This window comes from Mucilaginibacter lutimaris (assembly GCF_042676625.1).
GTDB classification, from domain to species: domain Bacteria; phylum Bacteroidota; class Bacteroidia; order Sphingobacteriales; family Sphingobacteriaceae; genus Mucilaginibacter; species Mucilaginibacter lutimaris.
Map to the genome: position 1 here is coordinate 218,489 of NZ_JBHTIA010000003.1, position 24,269 is coordinate 242,757.

19 protein-coding genes and 1 tRNA gene are annotated in these 24,269 nt (G+C 42.2%); 7 read left to right on the forward strand and 13 right to left on the reverse strand.

Annotation, left to right across the window (positions count from 1 at the left end):
* Positions 1-38 precede the first annotated feature (38 nt).
* A complete protein-coding gene (gene fucP, locus ACFQZI_RS01685; protein ID WP_377137729.1) occupies positions 39-1,274 on the forward strand; it encodes an L-fucose:H+ symporter permease in 1,236 nt (411 codons plus the stop codon).
* An 80-nt stretch (positions 1,275-1,354) separates the two neighbouring features.
* On the forward strand, positions 1,355-2,392 hold the full coding sequence (locus tag ACFQZI_RS01690; protein WP_377137731.1) for a LacI family DNA-binding transcriptional regulator: 1,038 nt from the start codon (positions 1,355-1,357) through the stop codon (positions 2,390-2,392).
* A 39-nt stretch (positions 2,393-2,431) separates the two neighbouring features.
* Here the strand turns inward: ACFQZI_RS01690 and ACFQZI_RS01695 are convergent, their stop codons facing one another.
* The 5 genes from ACFQZI_RS01695 to ACFQZI_RS01715 form a co-directional block, all read right to left on the reverse strand.
* Positions 2,432-5,092 (reverse strand): glycoside hydrolase family 2 protein, encoded by a 2,661-nt coding sequence (locus ACFQZI_RS01695; protein WP_377137733.1) that lies wholly within the window; start codon positions 5,090-5,092, stop codon positions 2,432-2,434.
* A 51-nt stretch (positions 5,093-5,143) separates the two neighbouring features.
* The gene (locus ACFQZI_RS01700) at positions 5,144-7,498 is read right to left on the reverse strand and encodes an alpha-L-rhamnosidase-related protein (protein ID WP_377137735.1); all 2,355 of its coding nucleotides are present in this window, start codon (positions 7,496-7,498) and stop codon (positions 5,144-5,146) included.
* Positions 7,499-7,576: 78 nt separating this feature from the next.
* On the reverse strand, positions 7,577-8,299 hold the full coding sequence (locus ACFQZI_RS01705; RefSeq protein WP_377137737.1) for an FAD-dependent oxidoreductase: 723 nt from the start codon (positions 8,297-8,299) through the stop codon (positions 7,577-7,579).
* Entirely contained in the window at positions 8,257-8,724 is a 468-nt protein-coding gene (locus tag ACFQZI_RS01710; RefSeq protein WP_377137739.1) for an FAD-dependent oxidoreductase, read from the reverse strand. The genes ACFQZI_RS01705 and ACFQZI_RS01710 overlap by 43 nt, the downstream gene beginning before the upstream one ends.
* 45 nt (positions 8,725-8,769) lie before the next feature.
* On the reverse strand, positions 8,770-9,588 hold the full coding sequence (locus ACFQZI_RS01715) for an AraC family transcriptional regulator (protein ID WP_377137741.1): 819 nt from the start codon (positions 9,586-9,588) through the stop codon (positions 8,770-8,772).
* 327 nt (positions 9,589-9,915) lie between these two features.
* On the opposite strand from ACFQZI_RS01715, the gene ACFQZI_RS01720 reads away from it, so the two are divergent.
* Positions 9,916-10,737: a hypothetical protein gene (locus tag ACFQZI_RS01720; RefSeq protein ID WP_377137743.1), complete on the forward strand. Its 822-nt coding sequence runs from the start codon at positions 9,916-9,918 to the stop codon at positions 10,735-10,737.
* Positions 10,738-10,839: 102 nt separating this feature from the next.
* Here the strand turns inward: ACFQZI_RS01720 and ACFQZI_RS01725 are convergent, their stop codons facing one another.
* Positions 10,840-11,703 (reverse strand): SDR family oxidoreductase, encoded by an 864-nt coding sequence (locus ACFQZI_RS01725; protein ID WP_377137745.1) that lies wholly within the window; start codon positions 11,701-11,703, stop codon positions 10,840-10,842.
* A 295-nt stretch (positions 11,704-11,998) separates the two neighbouring features.
* Between ACFQZI_RS01725 and ACFQZI_RS01730 the strand changes: the two genes are divergently transcribed.
* Both ACFQZI_RS01730 and ACFQZI_RS01735 read left to right on the forward strand, forming a co-directional pair.
* A complete protein-coding gene (locus ACFQZI_RS01730; protein WP_377137747.1) occupies positions 11,999-12,262 on the forward strand; it encodes a cyclic nucleotide-binding domain-containing protein in 264 nt (87 codons plus the stop codon).
* Positions 12,234-12,581, forward strand: a complete 348-nt coding sequence (locus tag ACFQZI_RS01735) for a Crp/Fnr family transcriptional regulator (RefSeq protein WP_377137749.1) — start codon at positions 12,234-12,236, stop codon at positions 12,579-12,581. Before ACFQZI_RS01730 ends, ACFQZI_RS01735 begins: the two co-directional genes overlap by 29 nt.
* Before the next feature lie 147 nt (positions 12,582-12,728).
* Here ACFQZI_RS01735 and ACFQZI_RS01740 read toward each other — a convergent pair whose 3' ends face one another.
* The 7 genes from ACFQZI_RS01740 to ACFQZI_RS01770 all read right to left on the reverse strand — a co-directional run bounded on the left by ACFQZI_RS01740 (position 12,729) and on the right by ACFQZI_RS01770 (position 22,212).
* Entirely contained in the window at positions 12,729-13,733 is a 1,005-nt protein-coding gene (locus ACFQZI_RS01740) for a hypothetical protein (RefSeq protein ID WP_377137751.1), read from the reverse strand.
* 89 nt (positions 13,734-13,822) lie between these two features.
* Positions 13,823-14,827, reverse strand: coding sequence for a TolB family protein (locus tag ACFQZI_RS01745; RefSeq protein WP_377137753.1), 1,005 nt, complete (start codon positions 14,825-14,827; stop codon positions 13,823-13,825).
* A 40-nt stretch (positions 14,828-14,867) separates the two neighbouring features.
* Complete coding sequence (locus ACFQZI_RS01750) at positions 14,868-16,361, reverse strand: RagB/SusD family nutrient uptake outer membrane protein (protein ID WP_377137755.1); 1,494 nt, start codon at positions 16,359-16,361, stop codon at positions 14,868-14,870.
* Between the two features lie 21 nt (positions 16,362-16,382).
* Complete coding sequence (locus ACFQZI_RS01755) at positions 16,383-19,565, reverse strand: TonB-dependent receptor (protein ID WP_377137757.1); 3,183 nt, start codon at positions 19,563-19,565, stop codon at positions 16,383-16,385.
* Positions 19,566-19,847: 282 nt separating this feature from the next.
* Positions 19,848-21,011, reverse strand: a complete 1,164-nt coding sequence (locus ACFQZI_RS01760) for a FecR family protein (protein WP_377137759.1) — start codon at positions 21,009-21,011, stop codon at positions 19,848-19,850.
* A 137-nt stretch (positions 21,012-21,148) separates the two neighbouring features.
* Positions 21,149-21,748 (reverse strand): RNA polymerase sigma factor, encoded by a 600-nt coding sequence (locus ACFQZI_RS01765; RefSeq protein WP_377137761.1) that lies wholly within the window; start codon positions 21,746-21,748, stop codon positions 21,149-21,151.
* Positions 21,749-22,138: 390 nt separating this feature from the next.
* Positions 22,139-22,212, reverse strand: a tRNA-Met gene (locus tag ACFQZI_RS01770).
* A 155-nt stretch (positions 22,213-22,367) separates the two neighbouring features.
* On the opposite strand from ACFQZI_RS01770, the gene ACFQZI_RS01775 reads away from it, so the two are divergent.
* Entirely contained in the window at positions 22,368-22,748 is a 381-nt protein-coding gene (locus ACFQZI_RS01775; RefSeq protein WP_377137763.1) for an START-like domain-containing protein, read from the forward strand.
* Between the two features lie 98 nt (positions 22,749-22,846).
* On the forward strand, positions 22,847-24,265 hold the full coding sequence (locus ACFQZI_RS01780; RefSeq protein WP_377137765.1) for an LptF/LptG family permease: 1,419 nt from the start codon (positions 22,847-22,849) through the stop codon (positions 24,263-24,265).
* Positions 24,266-24,269 lie beyond the last annotated feature (4 nt).

A 24,269-nucleotide genomic window follows, 5' to 3' on the forward strand; every position in this document is an offset into this window, starting at 1 on the left:
TATGGTATAATTGTGAACCAATTAATTAAACCCTCGTAATGTACATTAAACCCGCATTCACCGAGAAAAAGTATTATGTAATTATTGCTTTTGTTACCCTCCTTTTTTTATTATGGGGCGTAGCCATGACAATGGGCGATGTGCTGAACAAGCATTTCCAAAACGTATTACATATCTCTAAATCAAGCTCGGGGTTGGTACAGCTTTCCATTTTTGGGGCTTATGGGGTGGTAGGTATCCCCGCGGGTTTATTCATGAAACGGTTTGGTTATAAAAAAGGTGTATTGCTGGGGCTTTTTTTATACGCGTGCGGCGCGTTTTTATTTGTGCCCGCCGCCGATGCCGAGTCGTTTGGTTTTTTCAGGATAGCATTATTTATTTTGGCCTGTGGCTTAGCCACTTTAGAAACCGTTGCCCATCCATTTGTGGCCTCCCTCGGCGATCAGCGTACCAGCGACCAACGTATAAACTTTGCACAGGCCTTTAATGGGGTAGGTGGCATTGTTGGCCCACTTTTAGGGAGCTATTTTATTCTCAGGGCCGAGGCCGGGCACTCCAACGATCTGGTATCTGTAAAGCACATGTACATTGCCATAGGAGCGGTTATTACACTTGTTGGTATAGCATTCGCGTTTGTAAAAGTACCCGCGCTTGCAGACCCGCATGTAACAACTACTGATACCTACGCAACAGGCGAGATGCCTTATGCCGATAAAAAACTTTTTCAGCACAAGCATTTTGTATTTGCTGCCATTGCCCAATTGTTTAACGTTGCTGCACAGGGTGGTACGTGGGCCTTCTTTATCAATTACGGGCACGAGGTTATGCATTTAAGCGATGCACATGCCGCTAATTATTTCGCCTTAAGCATTTTTATGATGATGATAGGGCGCTTTACGGGCACCTTCCTGATGCGTTATATTGCCCCTAATAAACTGCTGGCCATATTTGCAGCCTGCAACATAGCAATGTGTATTATCGTATCACAAGGTTTAGGCTGGATATCGTTCGGCGCGCTTATTATGATCAATTTCTTCTTTAGCATCATGTTCCCAACCATATTTAGCCTTGGCCTAAAAGATCTTGGCAAACATACGCAACAGGGCTCGTCATTTATTGTGATGGGGGTTGTGGGCGGCGCTTTGTTCCCCCCGCTTATGGGGTTAATAGCTAATAAAAATGTAGCCACTTCGTACCTTTTACCTATAATTTGTTACGCCGTTATATTTACGTTTGCTTATAGTTATAGTAAGTTGAGGAAACGCGCATCATAAGTATTATTATTGCCTTAATACCCATTGCCGTTTTTAAAAATTTAATATTTACATTGCATTTGTAATAAATCGGTTTAGTAATGAATAAGAAAATATCCATAGTTGATATTGCAAACGCTTTAAATATCTCAAAAACCACTGTTTCGTTCATATTAAACGGCCGTGCCCAGGAAAAAAGAATAAGCGAAGAATTAGTTAAACGTGTGTTGAAATTGGTGAAAGAGGTGGGGTATAAGCCAAATTCACTGGCCAAAAGTTTGCGAACCGGTAAATCAAACATCATTGGTTTAATGGTTGAGGATATTTCTAACCCGTTCTTTGCCAATATAGCCCGCCTGATTGAGGACCGTGCTTACGAAAAAGGCTACCGTATAATTTATTGCAGCACCGATAACGATACCGAGAAAACGCAGGACCTGTTAACCATGTTTCAGGACAGGCATGTGGATGGATACATTATTGCTCCGCCTAAAAATATTGAGGATGATGTAGCCGCCCTGATAAAAAGCGGCTTGCCTGTAGTGATGTTTGACCGTTACCTTCCCAATGTTGATACCGATTACGTTGTTGTTGATAACCAGTTTAGTACTTACAATGCTACCCGCCATTTAATAGAGCAGGGGTACAGTAAAATAGCATTTATAACATTCGCATCCGAGCAAACGCAAATGCTCGACCGTGTTGAAGGTTACAAGAATGCCCTGAAGGAGGCCAGGTTAAAACCATACCTGAGAGAGATAGATTTTAACCGCAACGAGGAACTGATTATAGAGCCCTTAACCGCGTATCTTAAAAGGAACCCAGACTTTGACGCCGTGCTATTCGGAACCGACCATATTGGCACCTGTGGCTTAAAAGTTATTAAGCATTTAGGTCTCCAGGTACCTGCCGATTTGGCTGTAGTATCATTTGATGATTACGATGTATTTAAGCTTTATTCGCCGCCTGTTACGGCCATTGCCCAGCCTATAGAAGCAATTGCCGACAACGTTATAAGTTTGCTTTTGAAAAAGCTTGATGCCAACCATACCCAAACCACACAAAAAATTACGTTGTCTACCACGCTTAACACCCGGGATTCATCGAGGAGTATGCTTAAAGTAGCTATTACCAAATAATTAATTGAGCAGTGCAATTTTAACCGCACTGCGCTAATATTAATTGTTGTAAGCTTTTACCTGTAAGCTATATCTTTTACCAAGCAGTTTAGGGTCAACCTCCACAACAAGTGTTTTAGTTTCGCCCTGCATTAAAGAAAAGTAGCCGTCGCTGTATAAAGCCGGTAAAATTTGTTCCCCCTTATTGTTTAGCATTTGCGCCCTGATGCCAAAGGCCGCCGTAATTTTAGAGTGGTTGGTGATTTTATAAGTAAGCAGCTTGTTTACGCCATTCTTAGCTAAACTAATTTTGGGTTTGCTTACCTGCAAGCTTTTGCCTACAACGGGCATTCTGTTTAAGGCGGTATAATCTAAATAAGTATTACCTATCCAATAAAAATTTTCAGATACGATATTCCCCTTAGCATCGTACAACTTCAGTCTAAGGAAATGAATGTCGGATAATTTAGGCAATTTGTCATCAGAGAATGCCACAAACGCTTCGGCAAGGGAAGTAGATTTTACATCCAGTTTCTTGGTCTGAGTATAGCCGGATACTACCTGTCCATTTATGTTGTAAACTTTGGCTTCGGCAGTAAGTCCATTTATATCGTGTGGATAATTGTTAATTACTTTAACCGAATTTGTAGCGGCGTTCCATTGAATATGCAGCGGTTCGCAGGCGGTTTTGGCACCAAAGTAAGCGCCTGTTAAGTCGTAATAGTAATCATACGTTTGCCATATCATACTTGGGCAGGCCGATTGGCTCATCCAGATGAGCATACCGGTGGCGTCTTTCCACATATGGTCGTTCCAGGCCTCAAACATGGCTTTCATGGTTTCCACATTCAACATCTGGGCTTTCTTAGTAAAATCTTCCAGGGATATTGCCTTGCCATAACTATTGCTGATGGTATTGATATACTTAACCGGGTCTGAGCCGCCACCCAGCGCGCCATCAGTGCTAAAGTAATGCTTTGCCCACATGTTGGTTTTGCTGTTCACGGCTTCGGGGGTAGGGGCCACCCAATATTCTTTCGGCATAAATTTTTTAAAGCTTTCTGCATTCACAAACGTTGCAGTGCCCAGTTCGCTGCGCATCCCGTATGAATCTTTTGAAAAGAGATAGCTGTTATGCGGGTCAGTAAAATAAGTTCTCGGGTCTACATTGCTCCATATGCCGCTGCCCGATAGCATTTTGCTGCCGCCGTGGATAGAAAAGTTGGGGTTAGTTTCGCCGGCATTAGAGCGGGCCAGATATAACCTGTCGTCGGCGTCATTATCCTTTACTGCGGCTTTAATGGTATTGTTTAACACCCCGTTGGGGTCACCGCCCGGCACACCCTCGTTTGCACCACACCATATTACGATAGACGGATGATGCCTGTATTTTTTAACTTTTTCAATAGCGTTACTTTTAAAAATTCCCAGGCTATCTATCTGGCCAAAGTTGTTCAACCAAAAGTCGTCCCAAACCATTATGCCATATTTGTCGCAATAGTTGTAAAAGGCCTCGTCGGTAACTTCACCCGTCCAGTTCCTTATGATGTTAAAATTCATATCCTGATGAAAACGGATGCGGGTATCATAATCCTTGCCGCGTACTTTAAGCATATAATCGCTCATGCCCCAATTACCGCCTTTTAATAGTATAGGTACATTATTTACGTAAACCCTTAATGGCCCGTTAACCGATGTGGTGTCCGAGCTTATTTTTCTTATCCCAAATGTTTTAATAACCTTGTCTGAAACACCCATGCCTGCAACTTCAAAACTTACCTTACAGGTGTAGATGTTTTGTGTTCCATCAGGTTTACCACCGTAGCCGTTTGGCCACCATAGCTTTGGGTTTTTTATATGCAGTTGTGCAAATTGTTCTTTATCATAGCTAACTGTTTCATTACTATTGGCTTTTAGCGTTATTTGCGGCCCGTTAACTAATATATTACCCGGGCTTATCACAAACTTAACCGAGCCTGTTACCGGTTTAGCGGATGTGTTGTTCAGGCTAACCTTCAGTGATACGTCGGCTGCATTTAAATTTTTCATCTGTGTGCGGATCCATGGATCTGACACAGCAACCGGGCCTGTGGTGGTTAGGCTAACCGTATCGGTAAGGCCGCTATTTAAACCGGGTATTTCGGGCATCCAGTCCCAACTACCGCTGCTAATATAGGTAGGGGCTTCCCAATTGGCCATAGGGTGGTTATGTTCGGGGTCGTTACGCGGAGGTACCACTAATACCAAAATTACGTTGGGCGCTTTTTTATTCAGGTTTTTAGTGATGTTGTAGATGCCACGTTCCACAATGCCTTTAACAGTGCCAATATGTTCGCCATTTATATAAAGCTCGCCGCGTTTATGGATGCCGTTAAACTTAAGCCATACTGTTTTTCCGGGTTTAAACGCCGCGGCCGAAAATTCGGCACGGTACCAATACGGCTTGTTGTATTTAGCTTTATCAACCTTATAAATATTATCGGCATAATCCGGGTTCTTCTCTCTGCCCGCTTTTACATATGAGTAGAATACCGTTCCCGGAACAATTGCATTAATCCATGTATTGGTTTTAAAGCCCGGGGCTGCAATTTGTTTTAGCTTAAAACGGATATCATCCTGCGGAAATAGCTTCCAATTAAGGTTTACAGATTGTGCAAAGCTTGCAGCATGTATAAGTAATAAAAATAAGGAGCTGAATAAAAGTTTTAAAGTAGATCGCATTTCAATATCATCGAGGCGGATAAAGCCCGTTAGGCTTGTTTTAGGTAAATATTAAATTACAAAAGTGTTTGCGCCGGGCTTAAGCGGATGCGTTTTGGCTTTCCATACAAATATTCCCGGGGTTTTTGCCGGCAGGCTAATGTTTATCTTCCACTTGCTGCCTTGTGTAAGGTACTTCACTATCACTTTGCCGTTAGGGTGGGGTACTTCGCCACTTACGTTATTGATGGTGCCCAAATGAGGCTCTACCTTAATTTTAGCGAAACCCGGTGCATAACTGTCAACACCTAAAACGGTGCGGTAAAACTCAACATTTGGGCTGCTGCCCCATGCGTGGCAATCCGAGCGGGAGGTGGCGATATCAGAATATTCGGCCCAGGTGGTAAGACCCATGGCGATGTTTTCCCGCCATATGCCTATTAAGCTCATATAATCGTTCCCCAGGCCTGCTTTTACCATGGCCTGGTTCAGGTAATATTTAAAATAAACTGAACATTGGGTTAAGCTTTTATTGTTAGCCATGCCGTTGGCTACCGCAGGCATATCAGCCTTGCTTACAATTCCCGTAAGTATGGCTAACGCGTTAACATGCTGCGAGTAACCTTTTTTCTCTTTGGTATCGGCATATAATTTTTTAACCGGATCCCAATATTTGCGGTGGATTGTCGCTTTTAACTGCGCGGCTTTTTTCATGTACAAATCGGCATAGCCCTGCATACCTGCTTTAGCCTCCATTTCTGCAGCCCATTGGTATGCCCAAAGCAGTTGCAGGTCATATATGGCCGCGCTGCCATCCGGGCCTTTCACTTCGCCCCATAAATTACCGGCCCAATCTACAAAGGCCCAGTATGGCGTATCTTTTAACGAGCCATCGGCCTGCTGGTATTTGCTGAAAAAATCTAAAACGGTTCTTTCGCCAACCAGCTTATCTTTAATAAAGGCCATATCGTTGCGGTACATAAAATAATCGTGCAGCATGCCGATGTACCATAGCGAGAACGGAGAAATTATTTGCGTACCTTTAGTAGGATAACAGCTTTTGGTGATACCCTCCGCTAAGCGGGAATGATCAATTAAATTGATGGCGTTGCGTTGTAAGCGGTCATCATTGGTGTTAAAATACGATACCATGGCCTGTATACGGGTATCGCCAATGTATTGCAATTGTTCGTAATAAGGACAATCTGTATAGGTTTCCCACGCGTTGAGCCTTGCTGTTCGCCAGCCTATTTCCAATATCTTTTTTATTTCGGCATTATCCGTATTAAACACCGCGGTTTGTTTAAACGGATAACCAGTAAATGTACCGTAAAGGTCATCAATGGTAATCGGCTCATCTTTGGTTTGTATGGTTACCTTAATATAGCGGAACGTTCTAAAATTTAGGGTTGTAAACGATTGCCCTTTATCGCCGTTAGAGATAAGGCTATCTATGCGGCCAATAAAATCTTTACCCTCTATCACGTCACGGTTGCCTTTGCGACTATCGGTACGCCCCTTTTCATAAAGCGATTCGGCATAACCTAAGGATATGCCCGCATCTTTACCGCCGCTAAAATTTAATGTTATGTAAGCGTTGGTTTCAAAAGTTTGATCGAGCAATAAGGTAGCAGTAGTATTGGCCGGGATTGTTACCGGGCTTTTAGTTTCGGGAAAACCCTGCGGGGCTTTAATGCCTGTGGCTTTGCGTAATTTAAGTATGCGCTGATAGGTCATTTCCATTTGTGGCAGCGATGAGGGTACCAAAGCCCAGTCGATACCCCAGGCCATACCTTTAAGTTTTCCCTCCATTATTTTGCCTGCGGCAAGCCATTTGCTGTCGTCATAATCTACAGCGCGCCAGTCACCTTTAATGGTTTTATTCATATCTACCATTTCGCCTTTTGTAGCGGCAAAAAAGTAGCCCGGAACAGGCTGGTGAGCAACATCCCGCGCGGCTTTCCATGTATTATCAGTATTCAGTATCTCTTCTGCAGCAGAATTTCCCTGTACTATAAATGCAGTCCGTACAGAAATTTGTGCTTCCGGGCGATAATCCGCTTCGTTAAAAACAAGTGCCGATACCACGTTTTTACCAGCGGTAAGATAAGGCGCAATATCAACCGTTTCGTAATTCCAGAAATAAGTATCGCCACGCGCCGGGCCAAGGGATACCAGCGTACCGTTCACATATAATTTATAACGGTTATCTGCCGATACATGGATGCGGAAATTTGCCGGTTTAGATGGCAGATTAACACTTTTACGAAAGTAAAAAACACCATATTCCTTACCGCCGTCAAATGCGGCAGCGATCCAGTTAGCGTTCCATGGGCGGGTAATAGTACCGTTTGTAGCCTGGGCATAACTACTTTTTGCCGATAACATGCCGACAACTACTAATATTACAGCGAAAATTTGTTTCATTAAGAATGTGTTTACAATTGGTTTTGCGGGTGTAATTTAGTTTTATAAATCGATTTAGCAAAATATATTATCAGTTACTTACCTCTTGTTAAAAACAGCCATTATCTTTTGGAGAGCACCTTCACTATGCATCCTTTCGCCGTTCTCTAAAGATCGTTGTGCTGCTGTTGCTGCCCTTTTACACATATTTATTTCGTAATTGCTTATGGCCTCCTGTATGGTGTTGTACTTGCCGGATGTTAAGCTTTCACTCAGTTCCAGCGCGTCAAACATAGCTGTGTTGGCCCCTTCGCCTGCAAAGGGCGGCATCACATGCGCGGCATCGCCAAGTAATGTTATATTAGGCAGGGCTTCCCAGGTTTGATCCGGCGGCATACAGTAGATCAAGCGTGGTATAGCGGGCATTGCCGCGTTTTTAATAAGCTGGTGCCAAACGCTGCTCCATTCGCTGTATTCTTTTTTAAACCATACAAGCAGTTGCGTTCTATCCGTAAAATCCGGGCCGCCATCCTTTGTCCAATGCTCTTTCGCTTTTATGCTCAAGTAAAACCCCAGGTGGCCATTGCCCTTTTGGCCGCCTAAAATGTTTTTACCATTGCCAAACGCCATTACTTTACCACCATTTAATAGCGTGTAGATATGAGGTATTGCTTTTGCCGCATCAAAAACGTTTACCTCAACCATTGTAATGCCTGTATAAAAAGCTTTAATGTTTGTAACGTATGGCCTTATCCTGGAATTTGCGCCATCAGCTGCAATTACAAGATCTGCGTATGCAGTCGAACCGTTCTTAAAATGCAATAACCAGCCGTTATCCTGTTTTCTAAACTAATAAATTGGCTGTTCCATACAACAGTTTGGGGTTGTAACGAGTCTAAAAATATCTTTCGTAACACACCCCGATCTATCTCGGGATTAGGGGCTTCTTTTGTAGGTTCAATACCATGATCGCTGAAAATGATTTCGGCCTGTTCGTTCACGATTATCTTTTTATCGGCACCGTGGTGGATATTCTTCCTGAATTGATCTGATAATTCCGCTTTAATAATCGCGGTTAAGCCCGAACCTTCGTGCATATCAAGCGGAGAGCCCTGTACACGCGCATCTTTATTTATATCTCTTTCATACACCTTTACGTTTACGCCTTTAAGCTGTAAAAGCCTCGCTAATGTTAACCCGCCAGGGCCTGCGCCAACAATGGCTATATGTTTATTTTGTATCAGCATAATTGAATTTTTATGTTGAGTACAAAATTCAGTAATGCCGGGCTGCTACGCTTGTATAAACGCGACGAAATTATTGCTTATCATAGGCTTTTGTTTTTTTGCCTGCCGGGCAAATGCCGATGGGGTAGTGCCGCTGTACCGTTTAAATTCACGGCTTAAGTGAGGTTGATCTGAGTAGCCTAACTCGTGCGCCAGGCCCGCCAGGTTAACACCGGGGTTTTGCCATAAATGATTTCGCACCTGTTCAAAACGCATTAGGCCAGATACATCTTTAACGCTATAGCCGGATGATGACTTAAAATTACGTTCGAGCGTACGCACTGTTGCATGTGCCGCTTCCGCCACCTGGCTTACCAGTATAGTGCCGTTTGCCCTGCTCATGGCCGCCCCGGCTTTTAAAAGCAAATTGTTAGGGGCAATGCCTATCCTCGCGTCCACAAAATATTTTACAACCAGGGCTATCGCATCGGCTACATTGTTAGCCTCTGTCAATTTCTTTAATGCACCCTGATGTTGTGCGACAGGGTGTTCTAATAAGCGTATTCCATCTTTAGCGGGCGGCAACCCAAGTACGTTAAATACCGTCCATGGGTAGCACCTTACACCAATGATCTCTAAGCGATCTTTTGCAAAAAAATGAGCAGGCTGGTCCATAAGGCCCATCATAAAAGGCGATGGCAATGGCTGCGGTTCGCCGTTAAGCACTATGCTAAGATCGCCCCCGAAATAAAAAATAATTTCAGCGTAACCATCAGGCACAACCTCAAATGCCGGTTGTTGTTCATTGGCCTCTCTTATGTTATGCCAAAAGCATTTAATGGTATTCCGTAACTCTTCAGGAGGTGCAAATTCTTGATGGAACATAGTTAAAGATACAATTCTTTTGTTGATACTATTTAAGTTATAGTGTTAAGAGAGTAGCAAAAGCGACCCTTTAAAGTTTCGGCTATTCTGAAGACCAGTTAAACATTTTTATCTAAAAGATGCGGTTCAAGATTAATCGTAACATTATTTTTTATTTTTATTTTAAATCGATTGATTTAAAACCCCGGCGGCAGGAACTCTACACTTTGGGGAATTATAACCTCGCAAAAAATATTGATGTTTGCTTTATAAGCAAGTAATTGAACTGGTATTGTATTTGTCTTTACAGGGCAAATCGCAATCTGAAAAAAAATTTACTAAGCATTCATGAAATTCTCCTTTAAAATTACAGCAACGGCTTTGGTTTTAGCAGCCGTTACCAGCTTATCCTGCAAAAAAAGTACTACACAAGAATTTGTAACAGCTAAAGAAACCATTAGCAGCGCGTTGGGTAAACAGCTTGCGATGGACCTATACCGTTCTGTGAGCGGCGGTGTTAAAAACAATAACATACTTAAAACAGATGCCTCACAAAAAGGCAAAACGGCGGTGAATACCACACAGGAATGTGGTTTGCCATCTGTTTATTTTACAGATTCTACAGGTGTACATGGCGATACAACACGCGCTTACAAGGGCAAAACTATTTTTACAAGTATGTGCAATGGTGTATATAACAACAACTGGAATGTTGACGCGTATTTATTAGCCGATACTTTAAAAACAACAGAAAAGGGTAACGGCTTTAGCAACATTTACGATGTAACCTTAAATTACGACGTAAGGGCGCTTGATTATGGCTACAGGCAAATCAGCATAAACGGCGTTACTACAACATCTTCTTACAAATCTAAAATAAGTAACGGTGTTGTCACAGAATCGCATAAGATGGAAACTGTTTACAGCCTTTTAAGAATTAGCGCGTTCCGCACCGCATGGAACCCAAAATATGTTGATGGCAGGGTGTACTTTTCTACCAAAACTTTGGATACAGATTCTTCTACCGGCGCTAAAGGCGTAGCAAATGCTTATAATGGTTATATGGAATTTTATTCTAATGACACCATGAAAGCATTTTTCGACCTTAAAAATGGCAGTTATAAAGTATTTCAAACAAACCTTTTAACCGGCGAAACCAAAGAACTTTAAGGAATATATTTTAAATAAAAGCCCCTGAATATCAGGGGCTTTTACTTGGGGTAACTGTGCTGCCGATCGTTGAAATTATTATTAAAAGCAGGAATAGAGCTTTTATAACCATTCTCCCCAGCCCATGCGTTTCATCCATTCCTTTCTGATCGGATCTTTTGAATCGGCATATTCTTGTTCCAGGTTATCAGTTACCCGGTTGACCACCGTATAGTACGGCCTGGTTCCCGGTTCCATTTCGATCAGGTTAATTGTAGCATCCGAAACTTCCTGAGGATCCATAGCATATTCATCCATTTTACCTGACATGATCCCGCCTAATTTCTGAAGTTTATCAGTGAAGCCTTCCCCGTAAGCTTCGTAGATCTCTGTGCGGTCCGGCTGGGCACCTTCCTTTTCAGTAATACCGGTCCGGAATGGCCCTGGCTGTAGCGTAACAGTTTCAATGCCGAAATTCTGAACTTCATAACGGATCGTTTCAGTCATGCCTTCAATAGCGTATTTAGTTCCTGTATAGGGAGCTATATATGGTGCGGAGATAATACCCAGGCCGCTGGTTATATTAATGATCAATCCTGAACGTTGCTCACGCATAAGAGGCAAAACTGCCAGATAACCCCGAACAGTACCCCAAAGGTTGACTTCAAATAAGCGTTTCATTTGTTCCACGGAAAAAGCTTCAAATAACCCATATCCGGCGATACCCGCATTGTTTACCAGCACATCGATGCCTCCGAACTTAGCTACTGTTTGCTCTACCGCAGTATTCACCGAATCTGTACTAGTTACATCCATTTCAACAACGATAACATTCGGCAACGCGCTTAATTCTTTTGCTACTTCTGCATTTTTGCTGCTTACATTGCGCATTCCTGCTGCAACGTTATAGCCTTTTTTAGCCAGGTCAATGGCCATTATCTTCCCAAATCCAGCACTTGTGCCGGTTATTAAAATTGTTTTTGACATCTTCTGTGATCCTTATTTATATTTTTGCTATTAAATTTATTAAGCAAATTTGGCATATCTAACGGGTTACAGACGATGACATTTGAAGCAAAATACCTGTGATAAATATCACAGGTGATGATAAATATATAATATATAGCGAGGCCTAGGCGCCAATTATAAATGACTGTTTTTGGATTGTTTGTACCAAAGCAAATACATTGATCACATGTGGTTATAACTGTCATAATATTTGCATTTTCTTTAAAAACACAAATTGAATCGTGATTTAGAATATTTTTGATCAGCGCAAATTATGTTTGAAGTATTTGAACAATATCTGATCGAAAAAGCCGGCTTAAATGAGCAGGAACTTGCCACTGTGAAAGCGGTTAGTGTAAGCAGAAAGCTACGCAAAAGACATTATCTGCTTCAGGAAGGGGATATTTGCATCAACAACTGTTTCGTCGTAAAAGGGTGCTTGCGCTTATATAGCGTAGGGGAAGACGGTAATGAGCATATGTTGAGGGTTTGCGATAGAGAATTGGTGGATGAGCGATCAAGAGAGCCTAAACAATAACAAGCCCTCTAAGAACAATATAGATGCATTAGAGGATTCGGAAGTGATCCTAATCGGTCAAACCAATTACCTAACTTTACAACAGGATATTCCAAAGTTCCGTCAATTGGTTGAAAAGCTTAAGGCCCGTAGTTTCGAAGCTAGTCAACGGCGAATACTAAACAATATTAGTCTTTCAGCTGAAGAAAAATATCAAAGTTTTATTGAGACTTATCCTGATTTTTTTAACCGAGTCCCTCACCATATGATTGCTTCCTACCTGGGCTTTTCAAGAGAAACCCTAAGCCGAGTCAGAAATCATTATGTGTATAAAAAATAATAAGAAAGTGTATCGCATAAAAGAAAGGGGCTTCCCTTTGTATATTATAGGGCAAAAATCTGTAATTATAAAAAGCGCACCGACTCACCGAGTTGGATACGCTCTCTTATAATCAACTAAAATCAACGCTACATCATACAAAACAAATCAATTGGGCGTATATGCAGCGCCCAATTCATTTTCAGATGAATTTATGCCTGTATTGTAATTACTTAACGACCAGATTGCGCCGCTTGTAATATTGGCTATATACAAATCATATCCTCCAACAGTTCCGGAACGGGTGCTGGAAAGGATCACATTATTAGTACCGCAAGGGTAAGCATCGGCATACTCGGCATTGTTGTTATTAAACGGAAGACGGGTACGGGTGCTATTTGCGAAATATCCCAGGTAAACCTGATCATGATGGTCAGTGCTGCTGTACCACCTGCTGTATAGGAAGGTATTTTGGTCGCGTTTAATTGGATAGTATTCCTGCACGCCACTTACATTTGCCAATGCGGTTTTGTTCGTTCCATCAATATTGATCTTGTAAATATCTGACGCGCTTCCTGCTCCCTGAGCAAATATAAGGGCCGTAGCATCATCATTGTAATATGGCATGCCTTCTTCAATAGCCGGTGTATTTGTTACGGTATTGGTTATATTACCCGTAAGTTCCATTAATTTAAGATCGCCCGCTTGCTTAAAAGCTATCCTGTATCCGTTAGGGGAAAACTTAGGATCCTCATCCCTTATATTATTGCCCACAGTAAGATTTGTTGGCGCGCTGGAAGACCCTATCGTCCATAAGTAAATGTCCCAGTCGCCAGAACCCGCCGGCTGGCCCATAAACACGATCTTAGTCCCGTCCGGGCTAAAATGAGCATTCATTGGGTAATCAATATTCCAATTTTGGCTAACCCATGTTAAGGTGTTTGTATTAAAGTTGTATATGTACATCTTAGTACCTGCACAAGCATAACAAGAGTAGCTGTGGTAGACAAGTTTTCCGGAGATGGTAGGTTGCGCCTGTACAGCATTTGTTTTTGGATGCGTAACTATCGCGCTTTGTGTTTTCTCAGCAACAGTTTGGCTTTTGGAATCTTTTTTGCATGAGCCAAGCATTCCTGTTAAGAAAACAAGGGTTAATATTGCAATTCTTTTCATGTTATATAAATTTTAATATGGTTTAATTAAGATGATGTGTAGCTCTTGATTTTAGTTATGACTATTTTAAAAAAGTAATTCAGATCACGTTAATTAGGGGTATAGGCTGCACCCAACTCGTTTAAAGACGAATTGATACCGGCATTATAACTTGCCAACGACCATATATTTTTACTTGTGATATCTGCTATGTACAGATCGTACCCACCAGAGGTCCCTGCCCGGGTGCTGGAAAGAATCACGTAGCCTGTTCCGCAGGGATAAGCATCGGCATATTCTGCATTGTTATTATTGAATGGAAGGCGGGTGCGGGTATTATTTGCAAAATATCCCATATAAATCTGATCGTGATGATCGTCGGCGCTATACCACCTGCTATATAAGAAAGTGTTTTGGTCGCGCTTTATAGGGTAATACTCCTGCACATTGGCAACATTTGCCAAAGCAGTTTTATTTGTACCATCGAGATTAATATGGAAAATATCAGAATTGCTGCCTGCCCCCTGGGCAAAAAGTAAGCCTGTAGCGTCATCGTTGTAGTAAGGCATGCCTTCTTCGATTGATGGCGTATTGGTGATAACATCTGTTATATTAGCATCAAGGTCTAATAATTTAAGGTCGCCGTCTTGTTTAAACGCTATCCTGTAACCGTTAGGTGAAAATTTGGGGTCTTCATCTTTTAAGCCATTACCGGCAGTAAGATTTGTTGGAGCATCTGTATCCCCAACCCTCCAAAGGTAAATATCCCAGTCGCCGGAGCCTGCCGGCTGGCCCATAAATACGATCTTAGTACCATCCGGGTTGAAATGGGCATTCATTGGGTAATCGATATTCCAGTTTTGGCTAATCCAGGTTACGGTATTATTATTAAAATTGTATATATACATCTTTGTGCCTTCGCACGCATAGCAAGAGTAGCTATGATACACCAGTTTACCGGTAATAGCAGGTTTCGGGTTTGTGCTATTTAAAGGTGTATCAATCGCCGGTTTCAGATCTTCAGGATCAAAGGGTATACTGTTTTTTAATTCTTTTTGGCAAGCACCCAGTACCCCGGTTATTAAAACCAGTGCCATTATTAAATTTTTTTTCATTTTACTTAAGTTTAATAAAGTTTACAGATGAACGGTTACTTTAATAGCCGGGGTTCTGCTTCAATTGATTGTTTCTGTTAAGTTCACTTGCGGGGATAGGAAGTAACATTTTATCGTTGTTGGCTGCGTAATTAACCAGTTCGCGGTTGGCGTTTCCGCAGTTTAGTTTGTACTCCTTCAAGGCGTTCATCGTGCTGGTGAATTTCCCAGTTCTCACAAGGTCGTTAAACCTTGTACCCTCGAAAGCAAGCTCTAAACGGCGCTCATTCAGGATGTAATTTTTTACGGTCTCCTTATCGCTGATGGTTTTGCCGGCTAAATGGACACGGCTGCGTATTTTATTTAAAAGTGCAACCGCGCCATCGGCTCCTGAAATATTGCCCAATTCACTTTGTGCCTCGGCTTTTAATAATATAATATCAGCCAGGCGGATCAGGTAGGTATAATCACCGCTTGCATAGGCGTTAGCATGCTCCCATTTGAAAACGAAAGGTAGTTGACCTGCAGAGGCACATGGCTTCCAATACTCATCAGCCCACTCAGCGTTGGCCATCAAAATATTGGTATTCTTCCGCTCATTATCGCCTTCGTTGTCATAAGCTTTAACCAAGTCTACAGATGGAGTACAATATTTTCTCCAGTCGTCCCCGGTAAGTGATGGTGGTAAGAATAATTGCGGCCCCCAGTTAGCCTGGGGCGTGTTAGCAATAAACTGCACCTCGAAGATGGCTTCGGAATTGATGTAATGCGCTCCATCAAATAATTGGTTATAAATAGGATGCAGATCGTAACCGGCCGGGCTGTTAATAACCGCGTTGCAGTACTGCACAACTTTGCTATAATCGGGATTAGGCATTTGGGCGTACACCTGCGCTAAAAGTGAATTTACTGCACCTTTAGTAGCCCTTGATTTGTTTAAAGAAGCACCCTGACCGTAATCGTCCGGCAAAACAAGCGCGTCGTTCAAATCAGCAATAATTTGCTTGTATATTGCATCACGGGGTGCTGCCGGGACATTTACTTTAGATGGGTCGACAGAGCCAAAATCAGTTACAAGCGGGATGTTACCAAATAGCTTAAGCAGCTCAAAATAATAGTAAGCTCTTAAAAATTTCGCTTCTCCGGTAATTTGCGCCTTCCTGGCAGCGGTTAGCTGCGGGTCGTTTACCCCTTGTATCTTATCGATAACCAAGTTTGCGCGGGCTACACCGTTGAAAAGCTGCCTGTAATCAAACGTTGCGCGGCTATTTGAAGAGGATATATTTAGCGCGTCATACTGATTGATCTCCTGATCATCACCGCCTGAATAGGCGTTATCAGATCGTGCATCGCCCAGTAAAACCCTATCCCAGATAAAATATTCCTGGTACAAGGTATTGTACACACCTGTAAGCGCTGCCTCCATATCTTTTGCAGTTTGGTAAGCATTGCCTGTAGTAGCGCTTGATTCCGGCTTAACATCCAGGAATTTCTTGCATGATGCGCATAGCACTATACACATCATGTAGGTAAAGTATTTTCTTATATTTTTCATTTTCTTGAAAATTTAATGATGTTATAGTGTGACGTTTAATCCAACAATAAAGGCCCTCACCTGTGGATACGTTCCGAAATCGATCCCGGACACACCGTTTCGGCCACCAAAAGCACTTACTTCCGGGTCGAACCCACTGTATTTAGATGATGTGAAAATGTTTTCACCAGTTACGTATAAGCCCAGCTTTTGAATACCCAGTTTTTGGGTGATTGCCTGTGAAAACGAATACCCGATAGTGGCCGACTTAAGGCGCAGGTACGAGCCATTCTCAATAAACCTTGATGAGATCCTGGTGTTGGTTACATCATCAGCAACAGCTTTGGGAATATTGGTAATTTGGCCGGGGGTAGTCCAGCGGTTTAAAACGACTGAGGACTGGTTCCTGAAATCATTTAAGCTCTCTGTTTCTATCCGGGTTGCATTAAAAATCTGATTGCCCTGCACCCCCTGGAAGAAGATGTTGACGTTGAAATTTTTATAAGTTAAGGAATTGCTTACGCCGTAAGTAAACTTCGGATTGGCGTTTCCTATAACCCGTTTATCATCATTGTTCAACACGCCGTTGTTATCAAAATCTTCATATTGCTCCATACCGGTTTGTGGGTCAACACCCTTGGCGACATATCCAAAGAAGGTTCCTAAAGGGTATCCCTCTTTAATGATAGAGGCTTCTTCGCGTTGCTCAATTGCGCCAACAGGTAACACCTGGTCTGCTATGTAACCAACCTTATTGCGGTTAACAGATAAGTTTAAATTGGTTTCCCATTTCAAATCACCAACAAGGTTTTTTGTGCCCAGGGCAAATTCGATTCCTTTATTTTCGAGGTTACCCACATTCTGCAAAGCGCCGCTGAAACCACTTGATAATGCCACAGGCTTATCAAATAAAAGGTCGCGGGTTTGCTTTTTATAGGCATCAACAGATAGGTTAACTCTTGAGTTAAATAGCGAAATATCTATACCCAGGTTATTTTGAATAGTTGTTTCCCATTTCAGGTTTCTGTTTTCCGGTGTATTGGGGCCGGTACCAGAACTAAGCACGCCGCCTAAAACGTAGTTATACCCAACGCCAACCTGCCCAAAATATGAATAAGCGTCAATTCGGTCATTTCCTACCTTACCCCAGCCATATCTTATCTTAAGGTCGCTCAAAAAAGATATGTCCTTTAGGAAATCTTCTTGCGACAGCCTCCATCCAACAGAGAATGACGGGAAATAACCCCATCGGTTATCCGGCCCGAATACAGATGAAGCATCGGCGCGGAAGTTTCCTGTTACCAGGTATTTGTCGTCGAAGGCGTAATTAATGCGGCTAATGATGGCTTGGTTTGTTCTCGCGCTTCTTGAGCCTGTTGCGGAATTGATGACTGAGCCGCCGTTAACGGTTGTTACCGTTGATGAAGAGAAGTTTTTTGTTTCTATTGCCGAACTTTCAGCAGCCGATCTGGACATGGAGAAACCGCCAAAAGCCTCAATGGAATGCTTGCCGATTAACTTTTTAAAGGTCAGCGTATTTTCGTTAAGCCAGTAATTATTTTGGTTAATATTTAAATTGGCCAACCCGTTATTTACCCGTCCGTAATCTGTTTTAAACGGATCAAGGAAATAGTTGTAGCGGTTAGTTGCATAGTCATAACCAAAGAGAGATTTGGCTTTAAGAGAGCTCAGGATATTAACTTCTGCATAGGCGTTTCCAAAAAATCTTGAATTGTTATACCCGTTAACCGAGCCATCAGTATAAGCTGCAGGGTTGTTGAATGATAAACGTAAAGGATTAGCTGTGAACGAACCGTCGGGGTTAAAGATATCGATGACCGGTGATGATGTTAAAAGGTTCATGATTACACCACCTTTGCCGGACCATCTGCTATCAACAATGTTACTGTCAAACCATCTTGAAAAGAGTACGCTTGTACCTACCTTTACTATCTTGCCTACCTTTTGGTCTAAGTTCACCTTAAAGTTGTAGCGGTTAATAGAATTATTGCGTACCACGCCATCTTCTTTTATCCACCCGCCCGACATATAGTACTGCGTATTCTCGTTCCCGCCGTTTAATGCCATTTGATAATTTTGCGCGTAGGCATCCCTGAAGATCACATCCTGCCAGTTGGTATTGGCCTTGTACTTGCTCCAATCAGCCACCTCGTTCAATTCAGTCATCAGGTCGATATATTGGCTTCTGTCCAGAACATTCAATTTTTTGACAACTTTTGACACCCCGCCATACGTTGAGAGTGTTAAGGTTGGTTTTTGATTTTTTCCTCTCTTGGTAGTGATCAAAACTACACCATTAGCGCCCGATGCTCCGTAAATTGCTGCGGAAGAGGCATCTTTAAGTATCGTGATGGATTCTATATCTGCCGGGTTCAGGTCATATGTTGTAGCGCTTTGCACGCCATCAACTATATATAACGGCTCGCTGTCTGCTGTGATAGAAGTTGTTCCACGAACCCTGATAGAGATTCCTGCCTGTGGTTTACCCGATGGCCGGATAACTTCAACACCCGCCGCCTTTCCTTCCAATGAATATCCAAAATTTGTGGCCGGGCGATTTTCCAGGTCTTTTGAAGTTACAATACTAACCGCTCCGGTAAGGTCCTTTTTGCGCTGCGTGCCATAACCTACCACTACCACCGAGTTCAACTCTTTTGAGTCGGACTGCAAAAAAACGGATATGTTTTGGTTGGTTCCTACTATAATTGTTTGGGATATTTTGCCAACATAAGAGATAATAATCTCATCACCCGGATTAACATCCGTTAGCAAAAATTCTCCCTGTGCATTAGTTAAAGTAGTTTTTGCAGGTTTATTTTTCAGGGTGACTGTAGCGCCTGGTAATGGGTGCCCATTTTCATCGGTTACTTTACCGCGCAGATCAATGCTTTGACTGGTAACCGTTGAACCGGAAGCATGGTCAATTCTAATGATAACAGATCTGTCCTCTATACGGTATAACAGCGGTTGATTTTTTAACGATTGCCTTAACGCCTCTTCTATCGAAACGTTATTCAAATCTATAGTTACAGGTGTTGTAAGGCGTAAAATATCGTCGCTGTAAACAAAATCGTAGCCGCTTTGCAGCCTGATCTTTTTCAGGATAAGGTCGAGGCTCGCTTTCTCCTCTTTAATGGTGATATTTTGTGCGTAGCTTGCTGCGCTAACAGCCATAACTGAGATAAGCAGCAGTAATGTGGTCATCTTCATGACTAAAATAATTATGCGCGGAGGGTATAAACGGTGCGCGTTTATGCATAGTGCATTAAAATTCATAAGTTTGAATTGTTCGGGTCAATAATTTGTTTTCACACACGAATTGATTTTCCTTATGCGGCCTTGCCGCAAAGAAAGGGTGACCTGAATGAGTGACGTATCCCGAGGTCCAAGTCGGGGTACGTTTTTTATTCGTTCACCTCAGCGTATAGCTACCAGCGTAAAATTCTTCTCATATAATAGTTATTTAGGTTAGGAATTAGTTTTATCTTATTGATGCCTGATCACTTTGATTGAATTTCCTTCGAATTTGAAATCGACCCGTTCTGTGGCACGGAAAAAGTTAATGATGGTGTTTAATTGCCTCGTGCGGCTTACCGCCCCGGTAAATTTGATATTTTTGAGATCATCATTTTGCCAGGTAAACTTTACATCATATATGCGCGAAACGTGGGTTAACACGCTTTCTAATGATTGGTGATTGAACACCAGTTTGCCCTGCAACCATGCAGTTACTTCTTCCAGATCGCCGGCTTTAACATCCAACTCATGACCAACAAGCGCACCCTGCTCGCCTGGTTTAAGTAAAACGCTTTTTTTGACACCTGCGGAATTGATGCGCACCGCCCCTTCTAACAATGTTGTTGTAGCCACATCATCATAGGCGCGTATGTTAAACTCGGTCCCTATATCTTCTATGGTCTGGTCCCTGGCTGTTACTATGAATGGTTTTTCGGCGTTGTGTTTTACCTTGAAATAAGCTTGCCCGGTTATGTTTACTTTACGTTGTTTGCCTGCAAACTGCACGGGATAAGAGATTGATGATTGCGCATCCAGATAAGCTTCTGTCCCGTCAGATAAAATTAGTTTGTATTTGTTACCGCTGTTGTTGGCCAAGGTATGCATTGATACCGCCGTGTCTGTGCTGCTTTGAGCTTCGTAAACAAGCCCACCTTTTTGTTGATCTATTTGTATACCGTCTGAATTATAGGTAGCATCCTGTTTTAACGGATCTATTGTTATTTTCTTCCCGTTAGCAAGGGTCAGCTCAATACCTTGTTGCTTAGGCACGGTGCGCTGTACGGCAACAGCAAGTTGTTTAGTCGATGTTTTATTGTAAAAGATATAACCACCCACGCCAAGCATCAACATGATAGATGCTGCTGCTGCAATGCGCTGCCACATGCTGAACAGGCTCCGCGGTCTTTCAACCGCTAATATTGTATTGATTCGATTTAAAAGGCTCTCGCTTTCATCTTCGTTGAAAGGTGCTTTATCGGGTTTAAATAGTTCCCATTTATCTTTTAGCAAGTTGTTTACCTGCGGTTCATTCGCCGGGTCGGCCATTAATGATAATAGCTCGGCACGTTGTTCCGCAGATATTTTGTTTGAGTTTAGCAGATCAAACAAATAAGTCAGTCTTAAATTCGGCATTTTATTAGATTACAAGCAGCGCCCGGTGTGTTTACCAAAGCGTTATTTGCACTAAAGACACAGAATTTGTAAAAAGGGGATATAGAAATAAAAAAATGTGAACTTTTTATTTACTCATTATTAAGCAGCTAGCCCCGCTACTTTCCCATAATGCCGATAGCAATAAAAATCGCGGAAAGTTCTTTATGGGCCCGCACAAATTCGGCTACAGATTTAATAGCCCATTGCTGGTATTTTTTTACAGATTCGGCAGATAACCCAAGCTCATTCGCTATATCGGCGTTTTTTCGGCCTTCTTGCTTGAGTAGAAAAACTCGATGTTGACTGGGAGGCAGTTGAGCGATGGCTCTTTCGATTAAGTTTTGGTTTTCAGGATCTGATAATGGGTCATCCAAAGCTATCACCTCTTCATCATTCACTATCGATAAATTATAGGCATCCTGTTTTTTTTTGTCGCCAACATTTTTTCGTATACTGTTTAGCGTATAGTTGCGGGTAAGTATAAATAAATAAGCCGTAAATTTTTCTACCTCATGCAGCTTGTGCTTATTCTGCCATATCTTAACAAATACATCCTGCACAATTTCCTCTGCCAATTCTGTTGAGGCAGTAAGTAACACCACGTATTCAGCAATTTGGTTATGGTAAGCATAAAAAAGTGATGCGAAGGCTTTTTCATTACCTTTACCAATCTCTACTAGTAATTCACTTTCATTATGTACGCTTTTAATTGCCAAAATAGAAATATTTAGAGCTAATTTAATTAAAAACTGTGAACTCAACGCATATTTAGGATGATAAGAAATGAAGGAAGCTCTCGAACCCTTTCCTGGAAGAATTAAAGAAATTGGCTGGTCAATTATATGATTCGACTCCTGCTACTTAAATATTCGAGTTTATAGGCTTTGTTAGGTAGCGGGAGCAGGACTCAAACCTGCAACCTTCGGGTTATGAGCCCGAGAATGGCTTTTGACATGGCTAACTTCAACTGAAATTAATCCACTTACCATTATTTAACTTGCAAGCTTTAGTTGCTTTTTTATCTATAAGCAAGCAAGTGCAGCTAAGAAACCGTTAACAAAAAGAAAAAGCCTGCTACGGGTTCTCGTAACAGGCTGATTTTCAAGTAGCGGGGAGCAGGATCGAACTGCCGACCTTAGGGTTATGAATCCTACGCTCTAACCATCTGAGCTACCCCGCCGGAAAAATATGGTTAACTAAATTTACTTTAGCTGTCTTTTGCAGTCGTATCAATGATACTTCCGAAAAAGGTTTGCAAATATAGTAGAAATTCGCTTCCTTTAGAAAAAATGTTAACTTTTACCCCCGATTGATTTTTGTAACTGTTGAACCCCTATGTCCGAGAAGAAGAAATTTAATATTGAGTACGAGATAAAATCGTCACCCAGAATACTATACACTTTCCTGAATGAAGCAAACGGCCTTACCCAATGGTTTGCAGATGATGTAAGCGTTCGCGACCAGATCTACACTTTTACCTGGGATGATGAGAAGCAAAATGCCAAACTGGTAGCCTTAAAAGAGAACAAGCTGGTGCGTTTTAAATGGATTGACGACGAGCCTCAATGTTATTTTGAAATGGAAATTATACAGGACGAGTTAACCAATGATGTAGCCCTTAGCATTACCGATTTTGCTACCGAAGAAACCATTGCAGAGCGTAAGCAGATATGGGATAACCAGATCGATTACCTGATAAGTACACTGGGCGCTTAAGAATTTATATTTCCTTATTTTTGTATCCCGAAACTGCGCGGCGCGTATGCAATTATTTACGCGCGTAAACGTTTCTGTCCCTGTATACAGTTGCCCTGATGAAAAAAATACATCTGTTACTGCTTAAATCATTTATAAGGCCTTTTATAGTGACCTTATTAATAGTGATGTTTGTATTGCTGATGTTGTTTTTGTTTAAATACATCGATGACCTTATTGGCAAGGGTTTTCAATGGTATATTATCCTGGAGTTGATGATGTACAACTCGGCCACCAATCTGGCAATGGCATTGCCGCTATCTGTATTGCTTTCTTCTATCATGACGTACGGCAGCCTCGGCGAAAACTACGAGCTTGTGGCAATAAAATCTGCAGGCATATCATTACGCAGGGCTATGTACCCAATGGTTGTGGTGGTTTTTGTGTTAAGCATCGCCGCCTTCGCCTTCTCAGATTATATGCTCCCGGTAGCTAACCTTAAATATTATTCGCTGCTGTACGATGCCCGTAAGCAAAAATCGGCCGACTTACTTCCCGAAAATATCTTTAGTAACCGCTTCCCGGGGTACACTATCCGCGTAAAGCACAAAGACCCCGATGGCCAGACCCTGCACGATATTATGATATATCAAAAGGGCATACCCGAGACCAACATGAACGTTACCTTTGCAAAATCGGGCTTAATGTACCGTTCTAAAGACGATCTTTTTCTGATACTAAAACTAAAAGATGGCATAATGTATCAGGAAGAACCCGGCGACCAGGGCAACAGTATGCCAAGGCAGCGTTTAAGGCGCTTCAGGTTTGGAGAAACCGAGTACAAGTTCGACCTTTCCGACTTTAAAATGACCCGCACCGATCAAAGCGAGTTTAGGAATGCATCGCAGATGATGAACCTGCGGCAATTGCAGCATTATGTAGATTCTACAAGAAAGGTTGTTGACAGCAATGTTAAAATAAATTATGCCCTGCTATCGGCCTATATGAAATATACTACCGTTCCGGCTAAATCAAAAGTTAAGGCACTGCCGGCCGATAGTGTAAAAATGAACAGCCAAAGCGATAAGATCAACATGCTAAATAACGCGTCGAGCGAGGTACACCAGATACTCGATGTATTAAGGAACCGTGCCGAAATGCATAAGGAAACCAACCGAGGCATACGCCGCTACGTGCTGGAGTACCAAAAAAAGTTTACCCTTGGCGCGGCATGTATCGTATTGTTTTTAATAGGTGCGCCGCTTGGGGCAATTATTCGTAAAGGCGGGCTTGGCCTGCCTGTGGTGGTGTCGGTTATCTTTTTCCTTATATATTATATTATTGGCACCATTGGCGAAAAGTCTGCCAAGGAGGGCGATCTTTCCCCGTTGGTAGGAGCGTGGATCTCTATTGTTATTTTGTTCCCGATAGGCCTGTTCCTGAGTTACAAAGCAGCAACAGACTCGGCCTTGTTTGATACGGACCTGTATAGACGTTTCTTTAAGCGCTTTAGTCTGCGTAAAACCAAGCCGGCATAGTTTT